This is a genomic window from Gordonia sp. PS3 (genome assembly GCF_041950545.1).
Taxonomy (GTDB): domain Bacteria; phylum Actinomycetota; class Actinomycetes; order Mycobacteriales; family Mycobacteriaceae; genus Gordonia; species Gordonia sihwensis.
On the sequence record NZ_CP169524.1, the window covers coordinates 3,600,866 to 3,626,124 of the forward strand.

Genomic DNA, 25,259 nt, shown 5'->3' on the forward strand with positions numbered 1-25,259 from the left:
CATCACACGCGGGCCGGTCCGGCCCGCCGCTATTGGAGGGAGGATTCCTTGACTACCGCGCGGAGCACCCACGAGGCCGTCGACGACCGCTACCCCTCGCGGCTCGACGCCAGTGCCACCCACGACATCAACACCATTCCCCGGCCCGATCCGACGGTCTGGGGCGCCACCCCCGGCCCCTTCCCGGCGACGGCGCTCGCCGAGTACGAGCGCAAGGGGTTCCACATCGAAGACGGTCTGTTGACCCCGGCTCAGGTGCAGGAGTGCTGGTCGGAGTTCGACCGGATGACCGACGACGCCGACCTCGCCGACAGCGGACTGTTGATCCGTGAACGGGAGTCCGGGGCCATCCGGTCGATCTTCCGCGTCCACCGGGTCAGCCCGGTCTTCGAGGCCCTGGCCCGCACACCCCGGATCCTCGACCGCGCCCGCCAGATCCTGGGTTCAGAGGTCTACATCCACCAGTCGCGGATCAACGCGATGCCGGGCATGGCAGGCACGGGGTTCTACTGGCACTCCGACTTCGAGACCTGGCACGCCGAAGACGGCCTGCCGGCGCCGCGCACCGTGAGCCTGTCGATCGCGCTCACCGACAACTTCCCGTTCAACGGCGGCCTGATGCTCATGCCCGGCGCCCACCGGACGTTCGTGCCCTGCATCGGCGAGACGCCCGAAGGCCATTTCCACGAGTCCCTGCAGGACCAGCGCGTCGGCGTCCCCTCGCCGAGCGCCATCACCGAACTCGGATACGAACACGGCATCGAGCAGTTCACCGGCGCCGCCGGCGCCGGCCTCTTCTTCGACTCGAACTCGATGCACGCCTCCGGTAACAACATCTCGCCCTACCCGCGGGCGAATGTGTTCCTCGTGTTCAACAGTGTCGAGAACGCGCCCCGCGAACCGTACGGGGGCACCGCACCGCGGCCGGACTATCTCGCCGAGCGCGACGTGACTCCGCTGACCCCGCTGGCGGATTCACCGTTCGCGTGAGGAACGGCCGCCGGCCCGGATCGGGCCGGCGGTGCGCGCGGCGGCGGGGCGGCGGGCACCGCGAACCGCCGGGCTAGGATGACGACCTGTGCCAGCTTTCACCGTCCGACGCGCCCAGATAACCGCGATCGTCACCGGCGCACTGGGCGTCCTCCTGGCTCTGGCCACCCCGCTGCTCCCGGTGAAGCAGACTGTCGCCGAAGTGAGCTGGCCGCAGCACGGCGTCGTGGAATCGGTCTCGGCACCGCTGTTCTCCTACGCACCGATCAACCTGAGCGTCGACATTCCGTGCTCCGCGGTCGGCTCCCTGCCCGCCGGAAAGACAGTGCTGTTCTCGACGACCTCGCCCTCTGCGCCGAAGGCCACCGACCGCGGACTGTTCGTGCGGGTCACCGGCTCGGAGAACCCCAGCGTGGAGGTCGTCACCCGGAACATTCCGATTCTGTCGGCACCGTTGTCGCAGGTGCGCTCCAGCGCATGCGAACAGATCCGGGTCCGCGCCACCTCCGACGAGGTCAGCGCGGCCTTCACCGGCCTGCGCACCGCATCCGGCGAGCCCCTCGAGGCCGCGACCGGATCCGGCAACATCCCCGGCGGCGACCAGCGTCCGCAGGTCACCGGGCTGTTCACCCAGCTCACCGGCCCGGCGTCGACGCTCGACGGTCTCGATGCCCACATGGTGATCGATTCCCGCTACAGCACGGCGCCGACGATCACCAAGTGGATCGCCATCGTCGTCGGAGTGCTCTGCACGCTCATCTCGCTGGCCGCGCTGGCCCGGCTCGACGCCACCGACCGCCGCGGGCACCGCCGGATCTTCCCGGCACGCTGGTGGCGGCTGAACCCTCGCGACTACACCGTCATCGGGCTGCTGGCCGTCTGGCACATGATCGGGCCCAACACCTCCGACGACGGCTACCTCATGACGATGTCGAGGGTGGCCCAGAACAGCGACTACACCGCCAACTACTTCCGGTGGTTCGGCGCGCCCGAATCACCGTTCGGCTGGTACTACGAGGTCTTCGGTCTCCTCAGCCACGTGAGCGTCGCGAGCCCGTGGATGCGGCTGCCCGCCCTCGCCTGCGGGATCGTCAGCTGGCTCATCATCAGTCACGAGGTGATACCGCGGCTGGGACGCGCCGCACGCATCCGCCCCGCCGTGCCGTGGACCGCCGCCGCGGTCTTCCTGGTCGCCTGGTTCCCGTTCAACAACGGCCTGCGGCCCGAGCCCATCATCTGCCTCGGCGCCCTGCTGACCTGGTGTTCGGTGGAACGCGCCATCGCCACCGGCAGGCTGCTCCCCGCCGCGGTGGCCTGCGCGGCCGGCGCGTTCAGCATCGCGGCCGGGCCCACCGGCGTGCTCGCGATCGCGGCCCTCGTCGCAGGTGCGCGCCCGATGTTCCTGGCCCTGCGCCGCCGCGCGATCGAGGTCGCCGCGCTCACCGGCCGCGGCCGGTTCCAGGCCTACGCCGCACTGCTCGCGCCGATCGCCGCCGCGGGCACCTTCGTGATCTTCGTGGTCTTCTCCAATCTCACGCTGCGCGCGTTCAGCGAGGCGTCGAAGATGAAGACCGCGCTCGGACCGTCACTGAACTGGTACAACGAGATCGATCGCTACTCGTCGCTGTTCGCGTTCTCCGCCGACGGCGGCATCGCCCGGCGCTTCGCGGTTCTGGCGATGGTGCTCGGCATGACGGTCGCCGGAGCGGTCCTCATCCGCAAGTCACGCATTCCCGGAACCGCACTCGGACCCGCGCGGCGCATCGTCGGCATCACCTTCGGTTCGCTGCTGTTCCTCATGTTCACGCCTACCAAGTGGACGCATCACTTCGGCGTGTTCGCCGGACTGGCTGCCGCACTGGCCGCCCTCGCCACCATCGCCGCGAGCAGTCAAGCCACCCATTCGCGCCGCAATCGGACGATCTTCGGTGCGCTGGTCCTGTTCGTCGCCGCGCTCGCGATGACTGCACCGAACTCGTACTACTACGCCTCGGCGTGGGGTATGCCGTGGGGCGTCTCGCAGGTCATGGTCGCCGGCGTCCCGCTCGGCGACATCCTGCTCTACGCGGCTCTGGCGCTGCTCTGCCTGGCGTTGTGGTTCCACTTCCGCGAACCGTTCACCGGCACCGATCCGCACCCGGCTCCGCCCGCTCATCCGTCACGGCTGCGCCGCTCGGCCGGCGCCGCGACCCACGTGATCGCCGCCGCCCCGCTCGGGATCGTCGCGGGCGTCCTGGTGGTCTTCCTCATCGCGACCGCCGCGATGGCGGGAGTCCATCAGAGCGACTCCTTCTCGGTGCCGCGATCGAATTTCGCCGCCCTCGCCGGCCGTCCGTGTGCGATGGCCGACAAAGTCCTGGTGGAGACCGATCCGAGTCGCTTCCAGCTCACACCGGTCGACGCCTCGCTGGCCGACCCGCTCGCCGGGTCGCCGACGCACTCCGATTCCGACAACGGTCCGACCACCGGTTTCACGCCGGACGGCATCCCCGACGAGGTGGAGACGAAGGCCTCTTCGGGTTCGCTCGGAGTTCTGGCCCGGGACGCCGCCTACGACCCCGATCTGCTCATCGCGAACAGCGGGGGCACCGGCGGCGGCACCACCGAGACCGCGGGCGTCAACGGAAGCCACGCCCAGCTCCCGTTCGAGCTCGACCCCGCCCGCACGCCGGTGATGGGCAGCTACGACGCCGACGAGCAGACGCCGTCGTCGCTGACCTCGGGCTGGTACCGGCTGCCCGCCGACTACAAGAGCCGCCCGCTGATCACCCTGTCTGCCGCGGGCGTGTTCCCGTCGCGGAATCTGCGGCTGGAGTACACCGACGCCCGCCTGACGCCGGGGATCAAGGACGATGCGATCGAGTCGACGGGCTCGATCGGCCTCATCGACCCCGGACCGCGGCCCTCGTGGCGGAACGTGCGGATCGACACCGCGTCGCTGCCCGACGATCTGACCGCGGTCCGCATCGTCGCCACCGACAACGACCTCGCGAAGGACCATTTCATCGTGGTCACGCCGCCGCGACTGCCGGAGATGACGACGCTGCAGCAGACCGTCGGCAGCTCCGACCCCACACACGTCGACTGGACCTCGGGTCTGGTGGTGCCGTGCCAGCGCCCGTTCGACTTCCATGCGGGCGTCGCCGAGATCCCCAAGTGGCGGGTCCGTCCCGGCGCCGACCTGGCCGCAGTGAGCGCATGGCAGGGAGCCCTGGGCGGCGGACCGCTCGGCTGGCTGGAGGTGTCGCAGCGCGCCGACACCGTCGCGACCTACCTGAGCGACGACATCGGCCGCGACTGGGGAGCTCTCGAACGCTATACGCCGTACGACGCCGCGGTGCCCGCCCAGATCGACTACAGCGAGAAGGTACGGAGCGGACTGTGGAGTCCCGCGCCGATCCGCTACTGACACCCGGAGCCGGATACGCGGGATCCTGACGAGACCAGAGGCGCCGAGAACAGAGGCGCCGAGAAGAGGTGACGAGGAACAGGCCACCACCGCACGGGACAAAGGGCGGATAACGGGCGGATGTGACGCCCCGCGGCACGTTTGGGCCGTTCCGAGCCCGGTCGACTAACGTCATAGGGCGTGCCAGACCCGACTCCCACTCCGCCGGACGCCGAGCCCGACCGTCCTTCGAGCCCGCTGACGGCGTCGACCGCGCGATGGGTCGCCATCGTGGCGGGCCTCATCGCCGTGGTGGCTGCGACCGTGACTCCGCTTCTGCCCGTGGCGACCACGTCGGCCACCATCTCTTGGCCGCAGGGACAGTCACTGAATCCCGACAACCCGTCTGTCGTCGCGCCGCTCATCGCGCAGACCGCCCAGGACGTCGACATCACCCTCGACTGCCGCGTCCTCGCGCAGCTACCCGCAGGCAAGACCACCGTGCTGTCGACGATGCCGCCCGGCGCGCAGAAGGCCGCGAGCAAGGCCCTCACGGTCACCGCTACCGATTCCGCGGTGTCGGTTCTGTTCCGCAGCAATCTGGCCGCAGTCGCCGATCGGGGCGAGATCGCCTCGGGTCGATGCGAGCGTCTGCACATCTTCTCCTCCGCGACCGCGACGGGGGCGCAGTTCGTCGGTCTCGGTCCGGCGAAGATCCTCGAACCCGATACGCGCCCGCAGATCGACGGCCTGTTCACCTCGCTCACCGCCGCGCAGGTGAAGGCCGCGGGTGACGGAATCCGCTCCCGAATCGTCATCGACGACCGTTACGAGAGCCACGCCTCGGCGGCCAAGATCGCCGCGATGGTGATCGCCGTGCTCGCGACTCTCGTCGCGCTGTTCGCACTCTGGTGCCTCGACCGCATCCACGGCCACACCGGCGCCCTCATCGCACGAAGCGGCTCCCGGCTGTCGCGACTGCGTCCCAAGGTCTCCGACCTGGTCGTCAGCGGCGTGCTGCTGCTGTGGACCTTCCTCGGCGCCGGCGCTCCCGACGACGGTTACATCCTCAACATGGGCCGCACCGCGGGCGAGGCCGGCTACATGTCGAACTACTACCGGTTCTACGGCATCGCCGAGGCACCGTTCGACTGGTACTACAGTTTCCTCGCCCTCTGGGCGAAGGTCTCTCCGACCATCCTGTGGATGCACATTCCGCAGCTCGTCGCCGGCGTCGCGTCGTGGCTGATCCTCTCGCGCGTGGTGCTCCCCCACTTCGGCAAGGCCGTCGCGAGGAACGCATGGGCCGAGTGGACGGCCGGCGCGGTCTTCCTCGCCTTCTGGCTGCCCTTCTGCTCGGGTCTGCGCGGCGAGGCGATCATCGTCCTCGGTTCGCTGCTCACCTGGTGGGCCACCGAGTCGGCCATCACCCGCAGGCGGATCCTGCCCGCCGCACTCGCCGCGACCGTTGCCGGACTCACCCTCGCACTCGCGCCCCAGGGCGTGGTCGGTGTGGCGATCCTCCTCGTCGCCGCACGCCCGATGCTGCACGTTCTGATCGACCGCCGGCGCGAATCGGGACTGCTCGCACTCTTGGCTCCCATCGCCGCCGCCGGGACCGTCGTCGCCGTCGTCGTGTTCCGCGACCAGACGCTGATGACCGTGCTGGAGGCCATGAAGATCCGTTACCAGACGGGCCCCATCGTGCCGTGGCACCAGGAGTTCCTGCGCTATTACTTCCTGTCCGTCGGCACCCCCGACGGCGCGCTCGCCCGCCGGATCCCGGTACTGCTGACATTCGTCGCCGCGTTCCTGGTCGCCGCAGTGCTCCTGCGCCGAGGCGGCGTCAAGGGCGTCGCCACCTCGCCCGCTTGGCGGATGATCGGCGCTTTCGGCGTCACCCTGCTGCTGCTGTTCGGCACGCCCACCAAGTGGACGATCCAGTTCGGCGTGCTCACCGGTCTCGGATCGGCCCTCGCCGCGCTCGCGGCGATCGCGATCGCACAGAGCGGCGCCCGTTCGCTGCGGAATCTGTCCGCGCTGACCGCGGGACTGCTGTTCGCACTCGCCGCGGCGGCCGCGGGCACCAATGCTTGGCCGTACGCGTACAACCTGGGCATCCCGTGGTTCAACATCGCACCGGTGGCCGCCGGTTTCGAGGTCTCCACCATCCTGCTCGCGCTGGCCGTGGTGGCCGTCGCCGTCACCCTCTGGCTGCATCTGCGCAACGACTACGTCGCCAACAAGGGGCTCGCCCATCACGCCGAGGGCGTCCCGGACAGCCCCGCCGACAAGCGCCGGATCGCCCTCGCGTCCACGCCGCTCCTGGTGATCGCCTCCCTGATGGTGGTGGCCACCATCCTGGCCTTCGGCCGCGCCGTGGTCATCCGTCACCCGGCGATGACCGTGGCCTCCAACAACGTCGACGCGCTGACCGGGAACACCTGCGGTATGGCCGATCAGGTTCTCGCCGAACCCGATCCCAACGCGAACATGCTGACCCCGGCCGGTGGCGCGTCGCCGACCGCCGCGCTCACCGGCGCCGATCCGGTCGGGTTCACCCCGGACGGCATCCCCGACGACCTCTCTCCGGACACCCGCAGTTCCCGCGCCGGTCAGATGCACGTGGGCGGTTCCACCTCCAAGCCCTTCGCCATCATCGGCGGTCTCGGCGCCGGCACCACCGGAGGCGTCGGCCCGAAGACGGTGAACGGCTCGACGGCGCTGCTGCCCTTCGGTCTCGATCCGAAGACCACCCCGGTGCTGGGCAGCTACGGGTACAACGCCAACGCACATCTGACGACCGGCTGGTACGAGCTCCCGGCGCGCGACGCGTCGCCGCTGATCGCCTTCGCCACCGCGGGCGCGGTCTCGACCATCGACGCCGACGGCGTGCCGACCTTCGGACAGAAGCTGGTGGTCCAGTTCGGCAAGAAGGGCCCGGGCGGCTCGTTCGTGCAAGTGGGCCCGGAGGTCGTTCCGATCGATCCCGGACCGGTGATTCCCAACCGGCCGTGGCGCAACCTACGCGTTCCGATGACGCAGGTGCCGCCGCAGGCCGAGGTGATGCGCCTGGTGCTGGCCGACACCAACCTGGGCCCGATGCAATTCATCGGCATCACGCCGCCGCGCGCCCCCAAGTTGCAGACCCTGCAGGAGCTGGTCGGCTCCACCGCACCGGTGCTGATCGATTTCCCGGTGGCCGCGCACTTCCCGTGCCAGCGACCGCTGGCGATCCGGCACGGTGTGGCCGAGGTCCCCGACTGGCGCATCCTGCCCGACTACGTGACGGCCAACTCCCAGTCGAAGACCTGGATGGCCGCCAATTCGGGCGGTCTGCTCGCCGTCACCGAGGGCACCACGTCGCAAGTCACCGTCCCGACGTATCTGCGCGACGACTGGCATCAGGACTGGGGCTCGCTGGAGAAGGAGTTCCCGCTCAGTCCGGGCGCGGTCCCCGCCGCCGTCGTCACCGATCCGGTGCGCAGCTGGGGCTGGACGCGAACCGGGTCGATCCGGGTGGAGCCGAGTAAATGACCGAGCGTGACGGGAATGAAGAAACGGTGACCGTGAACGATTCTCCGCAGACCGCCGAGGCCGGAGCGACCGGCCGCCTGCGTCGGCTGAAGACGCGCGACTACCGCAACGCCAAGCTGGTCGCCGCGGTGGCCGGTCTGCTCGGCTTCGTGCTCGCGGCGCTGACGCCCATCCTGCCGATCGATCAGAAGACGTCGGAGCTGCACTGGCCGCAGAACGACGCGGTCACCAACGTCACCGCGCCGATGGTCTCGTACGTCCCGACCTCGATGGACGTCTCCGTGCCGTGTTCACTGGCCCGGAGTCTGCCCGCCGACGGCGGCGTCCTGATGTCGACCGTGCCCAGACAGGGACGTCAGGCCACCGCGCGCGGGTTGTTCGTCCGCGCCACCGACAAGTCGATCAGCATGATCGTGCGCGACGTGGTGCTGCTCTCGACTGACCGCGCCGCGGCGCAGAGCGACCCCGGCTGCCGCTTCGTGATGACGGGCGACGGCGACGGCGTCACCGCATCGATCGAGGGTGTCGCGCCCGGCGACAGCACGTCTTACCGCACCGACGATCCGGACATGCGGCCGCAGATCCTCGGAGTGTTCTCCGATCTGCCCCGTGACGTCTCACGCGACGGTCTGTCGTTGAACGCGACCGTCGACACCCGCTTCGTCAACTCCCCCACGCCGCTCAAGCTGGCGGCGATCATCGTCGGCATCATCGCGACACTGTTGTCGTTGCTGGCGCTCGGGGTGCTCGACGCACGGGACGGCCGCGGGCACAAGCGGTTCCTCCCCGCCGGATGGTTCACCATCCGAGGCCCCGACGTCGCCGTCTTCCTCGTCCTGGCCGTGTGGTGGCTGATCGGCGGCAACACCTCCGACGACGGCTACAACATCACCGTCGCCCGGATCACGAGCGAGGCCGGCTACGCCGACAACTACTTCCGGTACTTCGGCGTCCCGCAGGACCCGTTCGGCTGGCACTTCCAAGTCCTGTCGTGGATGACGCACATCTCGGTCGCCACCCCCTGGCTGCGTCTGCCGAGCCTGCTGCTCGGTCTGCTCGGCTGGTGGCTCATCAGCCGGGAGGTGATCCCCCGGCTGGGTCGGTCGGTGCGCAACAGTTCGGCGGCCGTCTGGACCGGCGCGATGGTGTTCCTCACCATCTGGATGCCGTACAACAACGGCATCCGCCCGGAACCGGCCGAAGCCGTGGGCGCGCTGCTGACCTGGTGCTGCGTGGAGCGCGCGATCGCCACTCGGCGGCTGCTGCCCTACGCGATCGCCGCGATCGCCGCGGCCTTCACCCTGGCTCTCGCGCCGGGCGGTCTGATGGCGGCGGCCGCCCTGGTGGCGGGCCTGCGCGGGATCGTCAAGACGATCGTCGACCGGCGCAGGCGCGACGGACTGCTCCCGATGATCGCGCCGCTGCTGGCGGCGGGCACGGCCGTGCTGTTCATGATCTTCTACGCGCAGGCGCTCGCACCGCTGCTGGAGGGCAACAAGGTGGCGGGCGAGGTCGGCCCCACCGAACAGTGGTGGCAGGAACCGGTCCGCTACTACTACCTGATCCTGCAGACCGGCGACGGCACCTTCCCACGCCGCTTCGGCATCCTGATGATGATCCTGGCGCTGGTGATCGCGATCTTCCGGCTCGCGTCGAGACGATCGCCGCAGGGCATCGCGCGGGCTCCGATGTGGAGGCTGGTCGCCGTCATCATCGGCACGATGTTCTTCACCTCCTTCACCCCGACCAAGTGGACGCACCATTTCGGCATCTACGCGGGTATCGGCGCGGCGCTCTGTGCGGGCGTGGCGGCGATGATGGCCCCGGCCCTGCTCCGTTCGCGGCGCAACCGCGCATTCTTCGCGTCGGCCGTGTTGCTGGTGACGGCGGTGTCGGCGGCGGGCACCAACATGTGGTGGTACGTCGGAAGCTACGGCGTTCCCTGGTGGGACCGCCCGGTGGCCCTGGGCGGGATCAAGCTGAGTTGGATCGTGCTCTTCTTCGCCGTTCTCACCGCCGCGGTGGGTCTGTGGTACCACTTCCGTGACGACTACGTCGACGAGGCGACCCGCACCGGCACCGTCCGTACCGGCTTGGCTCGGTTCAAGTTCTCGCCGTTGCCGGTGATCGCCGGACTGCTGGTCGTCTTCATGCTCGGCTCCTTCGTCAAGGGCGCCTGGGTGCAGCGCGACAGCTGGTCGTGGGCCAAGTCGAATGTGCGCGCGCTCACCGGCGACGAGTGCGGGTTGGCCAACGACGTCCTCGTCGAGGACGATCCGAATGCCGCGATTCTGCATCCGGCGGCCGTCGACGGACATCCCGCGCCGACGCCGCGCGCGGCCCTCTCAGGCCAGAACGTCGGCTTCACTCGAGACGGCATCCCGGCCGGAACGTTCATCGATCCGCTGGAGGAGAAGGACGGAACCGACGAGGACACCGATCCGGCGACCGCACCCCCGACCGCCGGGGGCGGCGCCGCGACCGCGGACACCGCCGACAACGGCACGGACGACACCGAGCAGAATCCGGTGGGCGCCGAGCCGACGGCACCCACCAGCGCCGTCCGGCTGCCCTACGGCCTCGATCCGGCCACCACCCCGGTGCTCGGCAGCTACGGCTCGCCGGGTGTCAACTCGGTGACCACCGACTGGTACGACCTCGGCTTCGAGGCGGGCAGCGCCCCGGCCGACAAACCGCTGCTGACCGTCGCCGCGGCGGGTTCGATCGAGGCGGTGAACGGCCTGGGCGCCCTCACCCCCGGACGGAAACTGACCGCACAGTTCGGCCGCCGGGAGGCGAACGGCCGGGTGACCCCGCTGGGCCGGGCGCTGACGCCGGTGGACGCGATGGAGCAGAAGTACTGGCGCAACATGCGGTTCGCGTTCGCCGACGCACCGCCGCGCGCCGATGTGGTCCGGCTCAGCGTGCTCGACGACGCCGCCGCGGTCAACGAATGGGTGGCGTTCACGCCGCCGCGCGTGCCCGCACTGCGCACCCTGAACGACGTCGTCGGGCGGACCGACCCGGTGTTCATCGACTGGATGCCGGGACTGGTGTTCCCGTGCCAGAGGCCGATGGCCGTCAGCTACGGAATCCTCGAGATCCCGGACTGGCGCATCATGCCCGACGCCGACGCCACCAAGCGCAACAGCCAGACCTGGTCGGCGGGCGTCAACGGCGGTCCGCTCGGCATCACCGACGGACTGCTCAAGGGCACGCTGGTGCCGACGTACCTGCGCAACAACTGGGGCCGCGACTGGGGCGGCCTGGAACGGTACGCGATGGTGGTCGACGCCGAGCCCGCCGAGATGGTTCACGGGTCGCATCAGGTGAGCGGACTGTACAGCCCCGCGCCGATGCGCTCGAAGGGCTACTGAGGCTCCGCTCGGGAGAGGGGTGAGCAGCGGATCGGACCGGCTGCCGCGGGCCGCGGCGTTCTCAGTCGATCCGCAGCTCACCCATCTCGTCCCAGCCGTCGCCGTCGACCTGACGGGAGACGATCCTCGGGGTCGAGACGAGGTGCGGGCGCATCGCCTCCAATCCCGCGGCGAAGTGGTCGCTGGAGACGTGCGGGCCCGCTCCCTCGTCGGTGAAGGCCTCGACGAGCACGTACTCCGACGGATCGTCCAGGCTGCGCGACCACTCGAACCACAGGTTCCCCGGCTCGGCTCGCGTGGCCGCGGTGAATTCGGCCACCACGTCCGGGAACCGGTCGACGCTGTCGGGCTTGACCTGGAATTTGACGACGATGAAGTACATGCGGGTCCTGTCTGGAGTTGGGACGATTGCCGATCCCATTATCGGTCGTCCCGCCTGTACCGGCCACGGATCGCGGCGCCCGGCGGTCAACGGCAGTCGGTGCGCTTCTCGTGCCGGGCCGAGGTGAACAGGTCGATCGCGTCAATCGTCATGAGTGCGTTCCTTCCAGTCTCTTCTCGTTCGTATCGCCCTTCTCGTTCGCATCGCTGCGGTCACGCGCCGCGGCCTCCACGAGCGGCGTGACGGTGCGCGTCCGCCGAGGCGTGCGGCGCGGCAAGAGCACGATCGCCGCCACTGCCGCCAGGGCGAACAACCCGGCGGCCACCGCCAGCCCCAGGGCGTAGCCGCCGCTCACCGCCACGGGGTCGACCGACGTCCCCGATCGGTGCGCTGCGATGGTGGCGAGGGCTGCCACTCCGACTGCACCGCCCAGTTGCCTGGAACTGTTCATGAGTCCGGAGGCCATGCCCGCCTCGTGCGGAGCGACGCCGGTGGTCGCGGCGGTCGCGACCGGCGCCAGGACCAGGCCGACACCGACGCTGGTGAGGATCGACGGGCCGAGCACATCGACCATGAAGCTGCCACCTGGATCGATCGTGGCGAACCAGCAGAGTCCGGCCGCCGCCACCACTGCCCCCGGCACCAGCGCGGTGCGCGGCGAGTGCGCCGCCGTGATGCGGACGGCGACGACGGTCCCGGCGATCAGTCCGGCCGTGAAGGGCAGGAACGCCACTCCTGTGGTCCCCGCGCTCAGGCCGAGGATGTTCTGCATGTACAGCGATACGAGATAGAACGCCGCGAACTGCCCGGCAGCTGCCAGGAAGACGATGATGTTCGCGCCCGAGACCCACCGGTCGGCGAGCAGACCCGGACGCAGCAGCGGTGCGGCAGACTTCGCCTCGATCACGATCAGACCCGCCAGGAGCAGCCCCGCGGTGGCCAGCGTCGCGATCGTGATCGCTGATCCCCAGCCGACGGTGTCGGCGCGCACGACGCCGAGCACCAGAAGTACGGCGCCCGCGGTCGCGGCGAGCGCGCCCGGCCAATCGAGCCGCTGACCCCGTGCGGACGATTCTCCGGCAGGCACTCCGAGCGGGATGAGCGCGAGCGCCGTCATCACGATCGGAATGTTGACCAGCATGACCCAGCGCCAGCCGGCGTACTCGGTCAAGAGTCCGCCCGCGAGCACCCCCAGCGCGCCGCCGGCCGCATTGACCGCACTCCAGACCCCGAGGGCCCGCACCCGGGCCCCGCCCTCGGGAAACGTAGCGGTGAGCATCGCCAGTGCCGACGGTGCCACCGCCGCGGCACCGAGGCCCTGACCGGCCCGGGCCGCGATCAACTGCCACGGCGCGTGCGCCGCGCCGCCGGCAAGGGAGCAGACGCCGAACACGATCAGTCCCGCGACGAAGACCCGGCGGCGGCCGTAGAGGTCGCAGGCGCGTCCGCCCAGCAGCAACAGTCCGCCGAAGACCAGGGCATACACGTGCACCACCCACGACAGATCGAGCGGAGCGAAACCCAGGTCGAGCCCGATGGTCGGGAGCGCGACGGTGACGACGGACATGTCCAGAGCGACGATGAACTGAGCGACGCAGGCCGCGGCGAGCACCACCGTCGGCTTCCCGATCCTATTTTTGTACATGTATAAAAACTAACGGCGCGCCCCTCGATTGTCGACCCCTGAGGAATGATGAGGGCATGGCGCAACCTTCAGTTCCCCGAAAGAGCACAGGCAGGCCACCACGGATATCGCTCTCGGAGATCCTGGACGCGGCGCGCCGCATCGTCGACGAAGACGGTGTGGACCGCCTGACGATGCGGCGGCTGGCGTCGGAGTTGGGAATTGCGCCGATGGCGGTCTACCACCACGTCCGGAACAAGGACGAGTTGCTGGTGATGCTGTTGGACGACTACGCCGCGCAGAACCTGCGGCGATTCGAACCGCCGGAGCGGGCGCGCGATCGCGTCCTGTCCGGGGCCGACGCGATCCACGAGGCCCTCGTCGGCTGCCCGTGGATCGTGGAGGTGCTGACCGCCGACGATCTGCTCTCGACCTCGGCTCTCTGGTTCGTCGAACAGATCGTCGACGGTCTCGTGCAGGCCGGCCTGACGCTCGATCAAGCCGTCCGCGGGTATCGGTCGATCTGGTACTACACGGCGGGTGAGATCGTCGTGAAGACCACCGCGGCGCGCCGGCGGTCGGACGACCGCCGCACCTTCCGCGATCAGGTCTTCGCCGACCTCGATCGCAGCGAACTACCGAGACTCGCACAGGCCGCCGACCGCTGGGCGCCACTCACTTCGGCTGACACGTATCGCGAGGGCCTGGCCGCGCTGGTCGACGGGCTGCTTCAGTCGGTGCAGTCCCAGACGTAGGGCTCGGAGGTAGGGCCCGGACGCCTCGGCCCGACCTCACCCGACGGCGGTCCCGACCAGCGAACCGATGCCGTATGTCACCGCCATCGCAATGCCGCCGCCGATCACCATCCGCAGCGTCGGCCGCCACGGCGACGACTTGCCGAGGTACGCACCGAGGACCCCGGTGGCGGCCAGTGCCACCAGCACCGCGACCACCGCCACCGGGATGCGCCACTGTGCGGGCGGTACCAGGATCGCGATCAGCGGAAGCAGTGCTCCCACGGTGAACGACACCGCCGATGAGAACGCGGCCTGCCACGGGTTGGTGAGTTCGTGCGGATCGATTCCGAGTTCGGCCTCAGCGTGGGCGGCGAAGGCGTCCCGGTCGCTCAGCTCGGCGGCGGCCCGCCGCGCCGTCTCCGGTGACATGCCCTTCTTCTCGTAGATGCCCGCCAGTTCCTCGAGTTCTTCTTCGGGCTGGTTCCGCAGCTCCCATTTCTCCTTCGCGAGCATCGCCGCCTCGGTGTCGCGCTGCGTGCTCACCGACACGTACTCCCCCAGCGCCATCGACACCGCGCCCGCCGCGAGGCCCGCGATCCCCGCGGTGAAGATCGGACCGCGGTCGGCGGTCGCCGCGGCCACGCCGACGACGATGCCCGCCGTCGAGACGATGCCGTCGTTGGCGCCCAGGACTCCGGCGCGCAACCAGTTGAGCCGGCTCGCCAGCGCGCCGGTGTGGGGCTCGTCGGCATGCCCGCCGTCGGGCGTCGGCCTCGTCTCCGTCGTCATGAATCCATGGTCGCAGCTGGTCAGCGTCCCGGCAAGCAAGGTTTGGCAGGGCTGAGAAGTGTGAGCCGAGGGTTACCCGTGAACTTCCGTAGAGTCCGGCCGCGCGTCCTGACCGGTTCCCGCCGATACCGTAGATTCACTCGCATGGACACCATCAACGGGCTGCCCGCGCACCCGCTTCTCGTACATTTCGTCGTGGTCGCGGTTCCAGTCACCGCACTGGTGGCGATCGCCATCGCCGTATGGCCCAGGGCCCGGATCGCCCTCGGCGTCTTCCCGTCGATCCTCGCACTCGTCACGTTGATCGCCGTGCCGATCACCACATCCGCTGGTGAGGCATTGGAAAAGAAGGTCGGCTCGACTCCTCAGCTGGAGCAGCACACCCAGCTCGGCGACGAGCTGATCCTCGCGGTCGGTCCGCTGTTCGGGCTGATCGCCCTGCTCCAACTGCTGCGGTATCCATTCGTCACCGAACGGATTCCGCTGTCGGACAAAACTATCGGAGTCGTCGACGCCGTCGTGCGAGTCGCGGTCGTCGCAGCGGCGATCGCCTCGCTGGTGATGGTGGTGCTCGTCGGCGACAGCGGTGCCCGCGCGGTGTGGGGCGGTTAGTCTCGCGGCGGCTCAGCTGCCCGACAGAGTCGGATTGCAGAAAACCAGTTTCACTTATAAGTGCAACTGGTTTAGTGTCGAGACAACGACTGGGAGGTGTGTAGCGATGAGTGCAGTGATCGATCGGGGCGTCGGAAAGACCACAGTGACCGTGACGTCAGACCAAGTGTCGCAAGCCAGTGCAGTCGATCTGGCGGCCCTGCGTGCGGCGGTGCCGGCAGAATTGGCTGGAGTCCTTATTGAGGTGCTCCGGATCGTCGCCGCCGGCGGGACGGTAACCGTGGGATCGATGCCGGATGAGCTGACGACCACCGCCGCGGCAGACCTACTCGGCATGTCACGACCGACATTGATGAAGCTGATTCGAGATGAACAGATAGTTGCGCACAAGGTCGGCACCCACACTCGACTGAACACGTCCGACGTTCTCGCCTACCGAGACCGGCTGCGTGAGCAACAGCGGGCAGCGTTGTGGGAGCTACGCGAGTTCGAGCAGGCGGAGGACCTAGACTACTGAAACGGCACCTCCTGTCGGCGACTCTGTCCCGCACGGGATCTATTGTGACTTGAGTGACTTCAGGAGTGCCGAACGTGCTGCCGGATGCGAACGTGCTTTATTCGCGAACACTTCGGGACTGGATTTGTCTCCTCGCCGCGAGATCAGGTCCGCCGCTGTTCCACCTGCGCTGGACCGAGGATGTGCTCGCCGAACTGGTTTACCACCTGCGCAAGAATCACCCGCATTACTCCGATCACCAGGTCGGCGGCGTCCGACAACGGATCATCAAAGTCGCGGTGCACGGTCGGATCGAGGGATACGAGGTCGACTCGGCGTTTGAGTACACCGATGAGTACGACGCGCATCTGCACGCCGCGGCTGAGCACGGCCGCATACAATACGTCGTCACCAACGATCGAGGATTCCACCGGTTCGCCGAGGCGAACGACGAACGTCTCGGATACGAGGTATATACCCCCGACGACTTCCTGATGCTCGTCCATCGGGACGCAATCGCCACCGTCCGCGAGGCTCTACTCGACCAGATCACCTACCATTGCCGTCTCGGCAGACCGTTCAACCTCGCCGATCGCCTCGAGGCCGCTCAAGCCCCGACCTTTGCCGCCGCGATCCGCGCGATGATGCAAGCCCCGGCTGTCGCGGAAGCGCTATCCCGCGCGTCGTCCTCGACCTGACCCGCACTGATTGCCCGCTGGGCAGGCGAGTCTCTCATTCCCTCCTGGTCCCCTCTCGTCAGCCAATGAGTGCGCTCGTTGTCAGAGGGGATCGGTAAGATTCGAACATAGAAACACAGCAGGAGTGTTCTCGGACACTGTGCAGGTCGAAAGGGGGTGGGTTCGATGGTCACGTCAGAAGTGCTGCTCCCGGACGACCCGGCCGCCCTCGCCCGCCTGTTGGAAGCTGCGGCAACCAAGTTCGCGTCCCTGCCACTGTCCGCGGTCCCCGAAGACACCCTGCTGGAAACCGTCGAGACATTGGAACGTACTCATCGTCGTCTCGACGGTGTCGACGCCGCGGTGCTGGTGGAGGTCTCCGACCGCGGCGCCTACCGCAAAGCCGGATACCTATCGGTGCACCAGTACCTGGCGCAGGGGTTACGGCTCGGTGACGGTGCCGCCCGATCCCGACGCGTCAGCGCCGCCGGCATCGGACGATTCACCGACCTACAAGGCCAAACCCGCCCACCGGTACTGCCGGCGACCGCGGTCGCGGTCGGCGAGGGAGCGATCGGCGCCGACCACGTCCGCGAAATCGACGCCATCATGGACAAGATCCCCACCGCCATCGACGCATCAGTACGCGCGCGGGCCGAGGTGCAGTTGGCGTGGGTCGCCCGCGAGCTGAGTCCGGCCGGTGTCCGCACCGCCGGCATCCGACTGCTGGCGCACCTGGATCCGGACGGGACCGTCACCGACGAACGCGACCGCAAACGCCTGCGCGGCTTCACGATCCTGCCCCAGGATCTGCGGCTGATGAGCAAAGTCCGCGGCTACCTCACCCCGGCGTTGCGGGCGGAGATGGAGGCGGCACTGCCGTCGTGGGCGGCGCCGGGGATGAACAATCCCGACGACCCGGACTCCCCATCCGGGACCGTCGAATCGGCCGACCCGGCCGCCCTCGCCGCCGCCGTCGAACGCGATACCCGCACACCCGCGCAACGCACCCACGACGGACTGCAAGCCCTGCTGCGCACCTCACGCACTGGCGTTGGGGGTGGTCGGCGGTCGGGTGATCTGGTCATCACCGTCACCGACCACGAATTGGCCGAGCGGGGCGGGATCGCGTTGACCGCGACCGGGACCCGGCTGCCGGTGGCGGAGTTGATCGAGGTCGCCGCCACCGCGACCCCGCATCTGGCCGTCTTCTCCGCCCATACCGGGCAGGCGTTGTATCTCGGTCGGGGTCGCCGGCTGGCGTCGCGGGCGCAGCGGTTGATGCTCTTCGCCCGCGACCGCGGCTGCACCGCCCCCGGCTGCGCAGCCCCGTTCACCCGCGCCCAAGCCCATCACTTCCCGGACTGGGCCGACGGCGGACCCACCGACATCGACCACCTCGGCGCCGCATGCGGACGCCACAACCGCTCCGTCGGCCCCCGCCCCGGGCAATGGCAGACCACCATCCTGATCGACGGACCCCACGCCGGCAGAGTCGCCTGGCGACCCAGCGGCAACACCAGCCGCGGCGGGACAAGACCACCCGGATGGCGGATCAACCAGATCCACCACGCCGAACTGTTACCGGACCACCAACCCCAGCCGCCGCCCGAACCCAGCGAATCTCGCATCGAGAACTACCTCGACACCCTCCTGGCCGCCTGACCACGAGCAGAGACCGGCCGCGGCCGGAAGGATACCGATCGCTAGATCGGCATCAAGTAGTGCTTGCGCGGGTTCCGCAGCACCTGCTTGTCGCGCAGCTGTGCCAGCGCCTTGCGGAGTTGGAGTCGAGTCTGCGCGGGTTCGATGACCGCGTCGACGTACCCCTTCTCCGCGGCGAGGTACGGGGTCGCCATCATCGCGTTGTAGAAGGCGATGAAGTCCTGCCGGACCTTGTCGGCGTCGTTGGCCGACAGACCCTCGGTCTGCTTGCGGGTCAGCACGGCCGCTGCCGACTCCGCACCCATGACGGCGATCTTGGCCGTCGGCCAAGCGAAGTTGATGTCGGCGCCCAGTTGCTTGGAGCCCATCACCGCATACGCGCCGCCGTAGGCCTTGCGCAAGACCACGGTGATCTTCGGAACGTCGGCCTCCACGTAGGCGTAGAGGAACTTGCCCGACCGCCGGATGGTCCCCTTCTGCTCCTCCACCAGGCCCGGCAGGATGCCGGGGGTGTCGACGAGGAAGATCAGCGGGATGTTGTAGGCATTGCAGATCCGGACGAAGCGCGTCGCCTTCTCCGCCGAGTCGGTGTCGAGGGTTCCCGCCATGACGCTCGGCTGATTGGCGACCACGCCGACGCTCCGACCGTCCACTCGCGCGTAGCCGGTGAGGATGTTCGGGGCGAACAGCTCCCCGACCTCGTGGAAGGCGCCGTCGTCGAACAGGCGGATGATGATGTCCCGCATGTCGTAGCCGGCATTGTCGTTGTCGGGCATGAACGTGTTGAGGCTGAGGTCCGACTCGGTGATCTCCGGCTCCAGACCCGGGTTGATGATCGGCGGCTCCTCGTGTGCGCTCGACGGCATGTACTGCAGGTACTCGCGGACCCACTCGAATGCCGCCGCCTCATCCGGTGCGATGTGGTGGATGTTGCCCCACCGCGCCTGGTTGTGGGCGCTGCCGAGGTCTTCGGCCGAGATCTCCTCACCCGTGGTCTGCTTGATGACGTCGGGCCCGGTGACGAACATGTAGCTCTTGTCCTCGACCGCCACCAGGATGTCGGTGTTGGCAGGCGTGTACACCGCGCCGCCCGCGCATTTGCCGAGGATCACCGAGACCTGCGGCGCCAGACCCGACAGCAGGTCGTTGCGGCGTCCCATCTCGGCGTACCAGGCCAGCGATGTGACGGCGTCCTGAATGCGGGCGCCGGCCGAGTCGTTGATACCGACCATCGGGCAGCCGAGCTTGCCCGCCCATTCCATCAGCGCTGACACCTTGCGGCCGAACATCTCACCGACGGTGCCGCCCATCACGGTCTGGTCGTGACTGAAGGCGGCCACCGGCCGTCCGTGGACCAGCCCGTGACCGGTCACCACGCCGTCGCCGTAACCGGTCTCCCCGGCTCCCGGCATCTTGGCGAGCGCACCGACCTCCACGAAGGTCCCCGGGTCGAACAGCAACTCCAGCCGTGCGCGCGGCGACAGGATGCCCTTCTTGGCGCGCTTGGCGATCGCCTTCTCGCCCCCGGGTTCCTTCGCCAGTTCGAGCTTCTCGCGCAGATCGGCGAGCTTGGCAGCAGTCGTGTCAGTCACTACGTGTGCCCTTTCCGTCACTTCTCGGTACTGATATCTGCCATGCGGCGGGCCAGGTCGGCTGCGACCTTCGCGACGTAGGGCTCATCCACGATGGCCAGGTGGTCGCCGCCGATGTGAATGATCTCCAGATCGTCCACCACCTCGCCCCAGCGCCCGTCCTCATCGATCTCGGCCCACTGCGGCTCGAGTTCGATGGCTCCGTCGTGCATCTTGTCCGCGCGGTAGAGCACCACCTTGCCGTCGTACGGCGTGGGATCGATCTCGGTGAGCGCACGGTTGTCGAGGAACGACGTCCGCTGATGCTCGATGATCCCGCCCGGAATCTTGGTCCCCGACATCGACATCATCTCGGTGATGATCGCGAACTGCTCGTTGTCGTCGGCGGCGACGAGCCGGTCCATCGGGATCGGCACGTCCTCGTCGAGCCCGTAAGTCTTGATCGCGAACGCCTTCCAACGCTCCAGCCGCGCTCGCTTGTTCTCCGGGGTGTCGGGCACGTCCCGGGTCGGGCGCACCACATCGATCAGTCCGACGAAGGCGATCTCCTCGCCCTCCTCGCGGAGCAGCTGTGCGGCGCCATAGGCCAGCGCCCCGCCCAGAGACCAGCCCACCAGCACGTACGGACCGTGCGGCTGCACCTCGCGCAGGCGCGGCATGTACTGACGTACCCGCTCTTCGATGGTGCCCTCGACTCGGTCGAAGCCGATCACCGGCTGGTCGTCCGGCAGCCGCTTGAGCAGTGCCTCGTAGGCCGAGGTGTTGCCGCCCGCGGGGTGGAACACCAGCATCGGCGTCGGGTCGCCCGCGGCGGTGTCGAACGTGTGCTTCGGCGTGCCGTCGGAATTCTTCGGGACACGCAGGAACCGCACGAAGCCGTCGATGTCGGCAGACGCCTCCATGTGCTGACGAACGTAGTTCGAGAGCTCCTCGATCGTCTCCGAATCGAGGACGTCCTCGACGTCGATCTCGCCTCCGGTGCGCTCGTTCAGCCGCTCGGTGAGCTTCTCCGCGGTCTCGTCGTCGAGCACCGGCAGCTTGTTGAAGACGCCACCGGCCGACTTGCCGGTCACCACCGCGTACGCACCGTAGGTCAGGCGTTCGGCAGCATCGCGCGGCGGCACATCGGTGCCCGAAGCCTCCGCCACCGACGCCTGGTCGGTGATGGTGGGAGCCTGTGCGGGCGGGGTGTCGGTGGCGGTCTCGGCCATCTTGGGCGCTTCGCTCACCTGGCTCCGACTCGACTCCTCGCTCGCGCTCGTCGTCGGCTCAACGGGCTCGACCTGCTTTGCAGGCTCCGGCGCATCGGGCGCCTGTCCCTTCAAAGCATCCTTGGCCAGTTCCGCATCGATGTAAGCGTTCAGCGCGGCGGTGTCGAGTTCTCCGCCGCCGGTGGCCTTCTCCAGGTCGTCGAGCTGATCGCGGTGGGTGACCGCGAAGGCGACGAACTTCTCGACGTCCGACAGATCAGCCTGTCGCATCGCCTGCAGCTGCAGCTGCGGGATCTCGAACTCGTACTCGACGCGGTTCTTGATGCGAACCGCCATCAGGGAGTCGAGGCCCAGTTCGATGAGGGGGATCTCCCGCGGCAGGTCCTCGGGGTCGTAGCCCATCGACTCGCCGACGATGACCGCGAGGCGGTCGCCCACGCTCTCTCCGGAGTCCGGGCTCCACCGGTCGCCGATCACGTCGACGACCTCGTCCTCGACGACCACCTTCTCGTCGACGAAGCCGGAGGCCTTCGCGGCCTCGGCAGGCGTCTGCGCGTCCGCGCCGGTCGCGGACGGCACCGGCTCGCGCACCGTGCCGCCGGTCACCGCGGCCTGGTAGAGCAACGCGAATCCGCCCTGCGGACCGGCGTGCACACTGATCGCCGCGCCACCCGGGTGGCCGGTGAGCGTGGTCGTGACCGTGCCGTCGGTCGGGAAATCACCGAGAGACTCGACTGCCGCCACCGCGGCGCCGGAACCGAGCACCTGCTTCGCCGCGGCGAGCACCAGCTCCCGCGGATCGGTGACCGCCGCGGCGTTGACCTCCCAGGCGTGCCTGCCGTCGGGCAGCGCGACGTGCGCGCCCGGCACCGAACCGGCACCCGAGCCACCGGAGATCACTGCATCGATCCAATACGGCTTGCGCTCGAACCGCGTTCGCGGAATGTTCGCGAACCGCTGATCCGGTCCGGTGCCGAACAGCGCCGCCACATCCACCGGATGCCCGTGGACGTACAGCTTCATCAGCGCGTTGACGAGCCCGTAGCTCTCGTCCTCCTTGCGGCGCAGCGTCTCGATCAGCTCCGCGTCGTGCACCCCGGCGCCGAACGTGGTGGCAGCCACCGAGATCAGGACGGCGGGATTCGGCGAGAGTTCGACGAACGTGCGGTGCCCGGCCTCCACCGACTTCGCGATCGCCTGGGCGAACCACACACTGTGGCGCAGGCCCTTGAGGTAGTAGTCGATCGTGAACACGTCGGGGGTGCCCGGACGGTAGAAGGTCTCGCGGTCCACCGAGCTGTAGACGCCGTACTTCAACGGCTGCGGCTCGATGCCGGTGATCTCGTAGGAGAGTTCACCGAGCAGCGGGTCCATCTGCGAGGTGTGGCTCGCGCCCTTGGTCTGCAGCTTGCGGCCCAGCTTGCCCTCGGCCTCGGCACGCGCCACGATCGCGTCCACCTGTGGTCCCGGACCGCCGATCACCGTGTGCGTGGGAGCCGCGTAGACGCAGATCTCGAGGTCCGGGTAGTCCACGAGGACGTCGTTGATGTCTTCCGCGCTGTACTCGACCAACGCCATGAAGCGCACCGCGTCGCCGGTCAGCATCGCCTCGCCCTCGCCCATCAAGCGCGAACGCTGGCAGATCACCCGCGTGGCGTCCTCCAGCGACAGTCCGCCGCTGATGTAGGCGGCCGACGCCTCGCCCATCGAGTGCGGAACAAGGACGCCGGGCTCAGCGCCGTAGTGGCGCATCGTGTCGGCCAGCGCCACCTGGATCGTGTAGATGCCGATCTGCGCGGTCTCGATCTCGTACGTCCGCGCATCGTCGAGGAAGATCTCGACCATCGAATACCCCAGCTCCCGCTGGATGTAGGCGTCGACGCGGTCGGCGTACTTCGCGAACACCGGGTTCTCGGTGTACAGCTGCTTGGCCATCTTGCGATGCTGCGAGCCGAAACCGGAGAGCAACCACACCGCGGACGCGGCGTCGGGAGAGTCGCAGGTGTAGACGAAGGGCAGCGACTTGCCTTCGGCGACCGCGCGCATGCCCTTGACCGCGTCCTCGTACGTACGAGCCATCACCACCGAGCGCGTGCGGCCGTGGTTGCGGTGAGCCAGGGCACGGCCGATCTCCGCCAGCGGCGTCTGCCTGCCCTCGTCCGACTCCAGCCACTCGACCAGCTCCGCGGCGGCCTTGCGCCGGCGCGAGGCCAGAAAACCGGAGATCACCAGGGGCACTACAGCGCCGGGGACGGCGGCCGGCGCGAAGCCCTCCGCCGGATCGGCCTCGGGTGCTTCCGCGGCGACCGGCTCACGCTTGGCCTGAGCCGCGAGCACCGCCCGCTCGGCCTCGGTGAGGAAGTCGTCGTCGTCGAGATCGTCGGGCACCGGGACCCCGGCGGCGGCGTCGGCGTCGGCGGGCGAGGCCGCGCGGTCTTCGAAGTCGGACGGCAGCACCTCGCGGACCACGACGTGCGCGTTGGTTCCGCCGAAACCGAATCCGGAGACACCGGAGACGGCGTGCCCGGAGTACCGCGGCCACTCGGTCGGTTCGGTGATCACCCGGAGGTTGGTGGCCTCGAACTGGATGTACGGGTTGGGTCCTGCGTAGTTCAGCGAAGCGGGGAGTTTGTCGTTCTGAAGCGAGAGCACCACCTTGGCGAGCGCACCGGCGCCCGCCGCCGACTCCATGTGACCGAAGTTGGTCTTGGCCGAGCCGAGCAGCATCGGCGCGTCGCCGCTGCGGCCGCGACCGACCACGCGGCCGAGCGCATCGGCCTCGATCGGGTCGCCGAGCACGGTTCCGGTGCCGTGCGCCTCGACGTAGTCGACGGTGCGCGGGTCGATGGCGGCGTCGGCGTACGCCGATCGCAGCACCTCCACCTGGGCTTCGGGATTCGGCGCGAAGATGCCGTTCGAGCGTCCGTCGGAGTTGACCGCGGAACCGGCGATCACCGCGAGAACGGTGTCGCCGTCGCGGCGGGCGTCGGCCATCCGCTTGAGGACGAAGACGCCGCCGCCCTCGGCGCGGATCATGCCGTTGGCGTCCGAGGAGAAGGCCTTGATCCGACCGTCCGGCGCCTGTGCGCCGATCTGGTCGAAGCCGAGCGTCGCGGCCGGGGTGATGAGCATGTTGACGCCGCCGGCGATGACGACATCCGAATCACCGTTCCGCAGGCTGCGCACGCCCTCGTGAACGGCGACCAGCGACGACGAGCACGCCGTGTCGATGGCGAGCGACGGGCCGTGGAAGTCGAAGAAGTACGACACTCGGTTCGCGATGATCGACGTCGCCGTACCGGTCAGCGCGTACGCGGCCGTCTCCGATGCGCCTTCGCCGAGCCCGAGGGTCGCCAGCAACTGGTAGTCGTTGGTCGAGGTGCCCATGAAGACGCCCACCTGGCCACCGCGCAGGTCACTCGGCGGGATGTGCGCGTGCTCCAGCGCCTCCCACGTCAGCTCCAGTGCGAGCCGCTGCTGCGGGTCGACGTTCTCCACCTCGCGCGGGCTCATCTGGAAGAAGTCGGCGTCGAAGCCCGTCACGTCGTCCAGGTAGCCGCCGCGGACGTTGCCCTTCTCGATGGCCTCGGCCAGTCGCGGGTCGGCCTTGAACTCGAGCCACCGGTCGTCCGGCAGATCGGTGATGCCGTCGACGCCGCTGATCAGCGCCTCCCACGTCGACTCCGGGGTGGTGCCCGCCTTGGGGAACCGGGTGGCCAGGCCGACGATGGCGATATCGTCGTCGGCCGATCGCTCACGCTCCCAGAACCGGTCGGCCTCGACGTCGAGTCCCTCGTCGGGATCGCCTTCGATGATCCGCTTGGCCAGCGACGCGATCGTCGGGTGGTTGTACGCGGCGGTCGCGGTGAGGATGACCCCGGTGAAGTCCTCGACGTCGGCCGCGAGCGCGACGGCGTCCCGCGAGGCCAGTCCGAACTCCTCCATCGGGCGGTCGTCGGAGATCTGCTCGACGGCCACACCCGTGGCCCGCGACACCCAGTTGCGGAGCCAGTCGCGCAGTTCGTCGACGGTCAGGTCGCCGACGGTCTCGCCGTTCGAGACGGCGCGGCCGGCCGGGGACTCAGTGCTCTCGGAGGGCCCGGTGCGCTCGGTGGGCCCAGTGGTGTCGGAGGGCGCAGTGCTGTCAGACGGCGCGGTGTTCTCAGTTTCAGACATCGTATT

Annotated in this window: 14 protein-coding genes; 9 read left to right on the forward strand and 5 right to left on the reverse strand. The window is 68.8% G+C overall.

The genetic code is table 11. From position 1 onward, the window contains the following. Positions 1–48: 48 nt before the first annotated feature. From thpD to ACE11G_RS16760, 4 genes are all read left to right on the forward strand, one after another. Complete coding sequence (gene thpD, locus ACE11G_RS16745) at positions 49–990, forward strand: ectoine hydroxylase (protein ID WP_375003147.1); 942 nt, start codon at positions 49–51, stop codon at positions 988–990. Between the two features lie 88 nt (positions 991–1,078). Continuing rightward, a complete protein-coding gene (locus ACE11G_RS16750) occupies positions 1,079–4,399 on the forward strand; it encodes an arabinosyltransferase domain-containing protein (protein ID WP_375003149.1) in 3,321 nt (1,106 codons plus the stop codon). A gap of 180 nt (positions 4,400–4,579) precedes the next feature. Next, positions 4,580–7,915: an arabinosyltransferase domain-containing protein gene (locus tag ACE11G_RS16755; protein WP_375003151.1), complete on the forward strand. Its 3,336-nt coding sequence runs from the start codon at positions 4,580–4,582 to the stop codon at positions 7,913–7,915. After that, positions 7,912–11,292 (forward strand): arabinosyltransferase domain-containing protein, encoded by a 3,381-nt coding sequence (locus ACE11G_RS16760; RefSeq protein ID WP_375003153.1) that lies wholly within the window; start codon positions 7,912–7,914, stop codon positions 11,290–11,292. Before ACE11G_RS16755 ends, ACE11G_RS16760 begins: the two co-directional genes overlap by 4 nt. Before the next feature lie 61 nt (positions 11,293–11,353). Here ACE11G_RS16760 and ACE11G_RS16765 read toward each other — a convergent pair whose 3' ends face one another. Together ACE11G_RS16765 and ACE11G_RS16770 are read right to left on the reverse strand one after the other, a co-directional pair. Beyond that, positions 11,354–11,674 carry a putative quinol monooxygenase gene (locus ACE11G_RS16765; RefSeq protein WP_346077398.1) on the reverse strand — a complete coding sequence of 107 codons (321 nt, stop codon included), beginning with the start codon at positions 11,672–11,674 and terminating at the stop codon, positions 11,354–11,356. A gap of 148 nt (positions 11,675–11,822) precedes the next feature. Beyond that, positions 11,823–13,319 carry an MFS transporter gene (locus ACE11G_RS16770; RefSeq protein ID WP_375003155.1) on the reverse strand — a complete coding sequence of 499 codons (1,497 nt, stop codon included), beginning with the start codon at positions 13,317–13,319 and terminating at the stop codon, positions 11,823–11,825. Positions 13,320–13,375: 56 nt separating this feature from the next. Between ACE11G_RS16770 and ACE11G_RS16775 the strand changes: the two genes are divergently transcribed. Then, the gene (locus ACE11G_RS16775) at positions 13,376–14,053 is read left to right on the forward strand and encodes a TetR/AcrR family transcriptional regulator (RefSeq protein WP_375003157.1); all 678 of its coding nucleotides are present in this window, start codon (positions 13,376–13,378) and stop codon (positions 14,051–14,053) included. Positions 14,054–14,089: 36 nt separating this feature from the next. Here ACE11G_RS16775 and ACE11G_RS16780 read toward each other — a convergent pair whose 3' ends face one another. Next, the gene (locus ACE11G_RS16780) at positions 14,090–14,824 is read right to left on the reverse strand and encodes a VIT family protein (RefSeq protein ID WP_006897116.1); all 735 of its coding nucleotides are present in this window, start codon (positions 14,822–14,824) and stop codon (positions 14,090–14,092) included. 144 nt (positions 14,825–14,968) lie between these two features. Here ACE11G_RS16780 and ACE11G_RS16785 point away from each other — a divergent pair, with 144 nt between their 5' ends. From ACE11G_RS16785 to ACE11G_RS16800, 4 genes are all read left to right on the forward strand, one after another. After that, positions 14,969–15,436: a DUF2231 domain-containing protein gene (locus ACE11G_RS16785; RefSeq protein WP_006897117.1), complete on the forward strand. Its 468-nt coding sequence runs from the start codon at positions 14,969–14,971 to the stop codon at positions 15,434–15,436. 106 nt (positions 15,437–15,542) lie between these two features. Beyond that, positions 15,543–15,953 (forward strand): helix-turn-helix domain-containing protein, encoded by a 411-nt coding sequence (locus tag ACE11G_RS16790; RefSeq protein WP_006897118.1) that lies wholly within the window; start codon positions 15,543–15,545, stop codon positions 15,951–15,953. Positions 15,954–16,027: 74 nt separating this feature from the next. Then, a complete protein-coding gene (locus ACE11G_RS16795) occupies positions 16,028–16,630 on the forward strand; it encodes a PIN domain-containing protein (protein WP_006897119.1) in 603 nt (200 codons plus the stop codon). A 165-nt stretch (positions 16,631–16,795) separates the two neighbouring features. Beyond that, positions 16,796–18,274, forward strand: coding sequence for a DUF222 domain-containing protein (locus tag ACE11G_RS16800; protein ID WP_375003160.1), 1,479 nt, complete (start codon positions 16,796–16,798; stop codon positions 18,272–18,274). A 41-nt stretch (positions 18,275–18,315) separates the two neighbouring features. Here ACE11G_RS16800 and ACE11G_RS16805 read toward each other — a convergent pair whose 3' ends face one another. Beyond that, positions 18,316–19,866 carry an acyl-CoA carboxylase subunit beta gene (locus tag ACE11G_RS16805; RefSeq protein WP_006897121.1) on the reverse strand — a complete coding sequence of 517 codons (1,551 nt, stop codon included), beginning with the start codon at positions 19,864–19,866 and terminating at the stop codon, positions 18,316–18,318. A 17-nt stretch (positions 19,867–19,883) separates the two neighbouring features. Then, positions 19,884–25,253, reverse strand: a complete 5,370-nt coding sequence (gene pks13 / locus ACE11G_RS16810; protein WP_006897122.1) for a polyketide synthase Pks13 — start codon at positions 25,251–25,253, stop codon at positions 19,884–19,886. Between the last annotated feature and the right edge of the window lie 6 nt (positions 25,254–25,259).

Excerpts from the sequence above, each read along its gene's own strand:
- ACE11G_RS16760 (WP_375003153.1), top strand. The coding sequence starts at position 7,912 with ATGACCGAGCGTGACGGGAATGAAGAAACGGTGACCGTGAACGATTCT.
- ACE11G_RS16765 (WP_346077398.1), bottom strand. The coding sequence starts at position 11,674 with ATGTACTTCATCGTCGTCAAATTCCAGGTCAAGCCCGACAGCGTCGAC.
- ACE11G_RS16770 (WP_375003155.1), bottom strand. The coding sequence starts at position 13,319 with ATGTACAAAAATAGGATCGGGAAGCCGACGGTGGTGCTCGCCGCGGCC.
- ACE11G_RS16775 (WP_375003157.1), top strand. The coding sequence starts at position 13,376 with ATGGCGCAACCTTCAGTTCCCCGAAAGAGCACAGGCAGGCCACCACGG.
- ACE11G_RS16780 (WP_006897116.1), bottom strand. The coding sequence starts at position 14,824 with ATGACGACGGAGACGAGGCCGACGCCCGACGGCGGGCATGCCGACGAG.
- ACE11G_RS16785 (WP_006897117.1), top strand. The coding sequence starts at position 14,969 with ATGGACACCATCAACGGGCTGCCCGCGCACCCGCTTCTCGTACATTTC.
- ACE11G_RS16790 (WP_006897118.1), top strand. The coding sequence starts at position 15,543 with ATGAGTGCAGTGATCGATCGGGGCGTCGGAAAGACCACAGTGACCGTG.
- ACE11G_RS16800 (WP_375003160.1), top strand. The coding sequence starts at position 16,796 with ATGGTCACGTCAGAAGTGCTGCTCCCGGACGACCCGGCCGCCCTCGCC.
- pks13 (WP_006897122.1), bottom strand. The coding sequence starts at position 25,253 with ATGTCTGAAACTGAGAACACCGCGCCGTCTGACAGCACTGCGCCCTCC.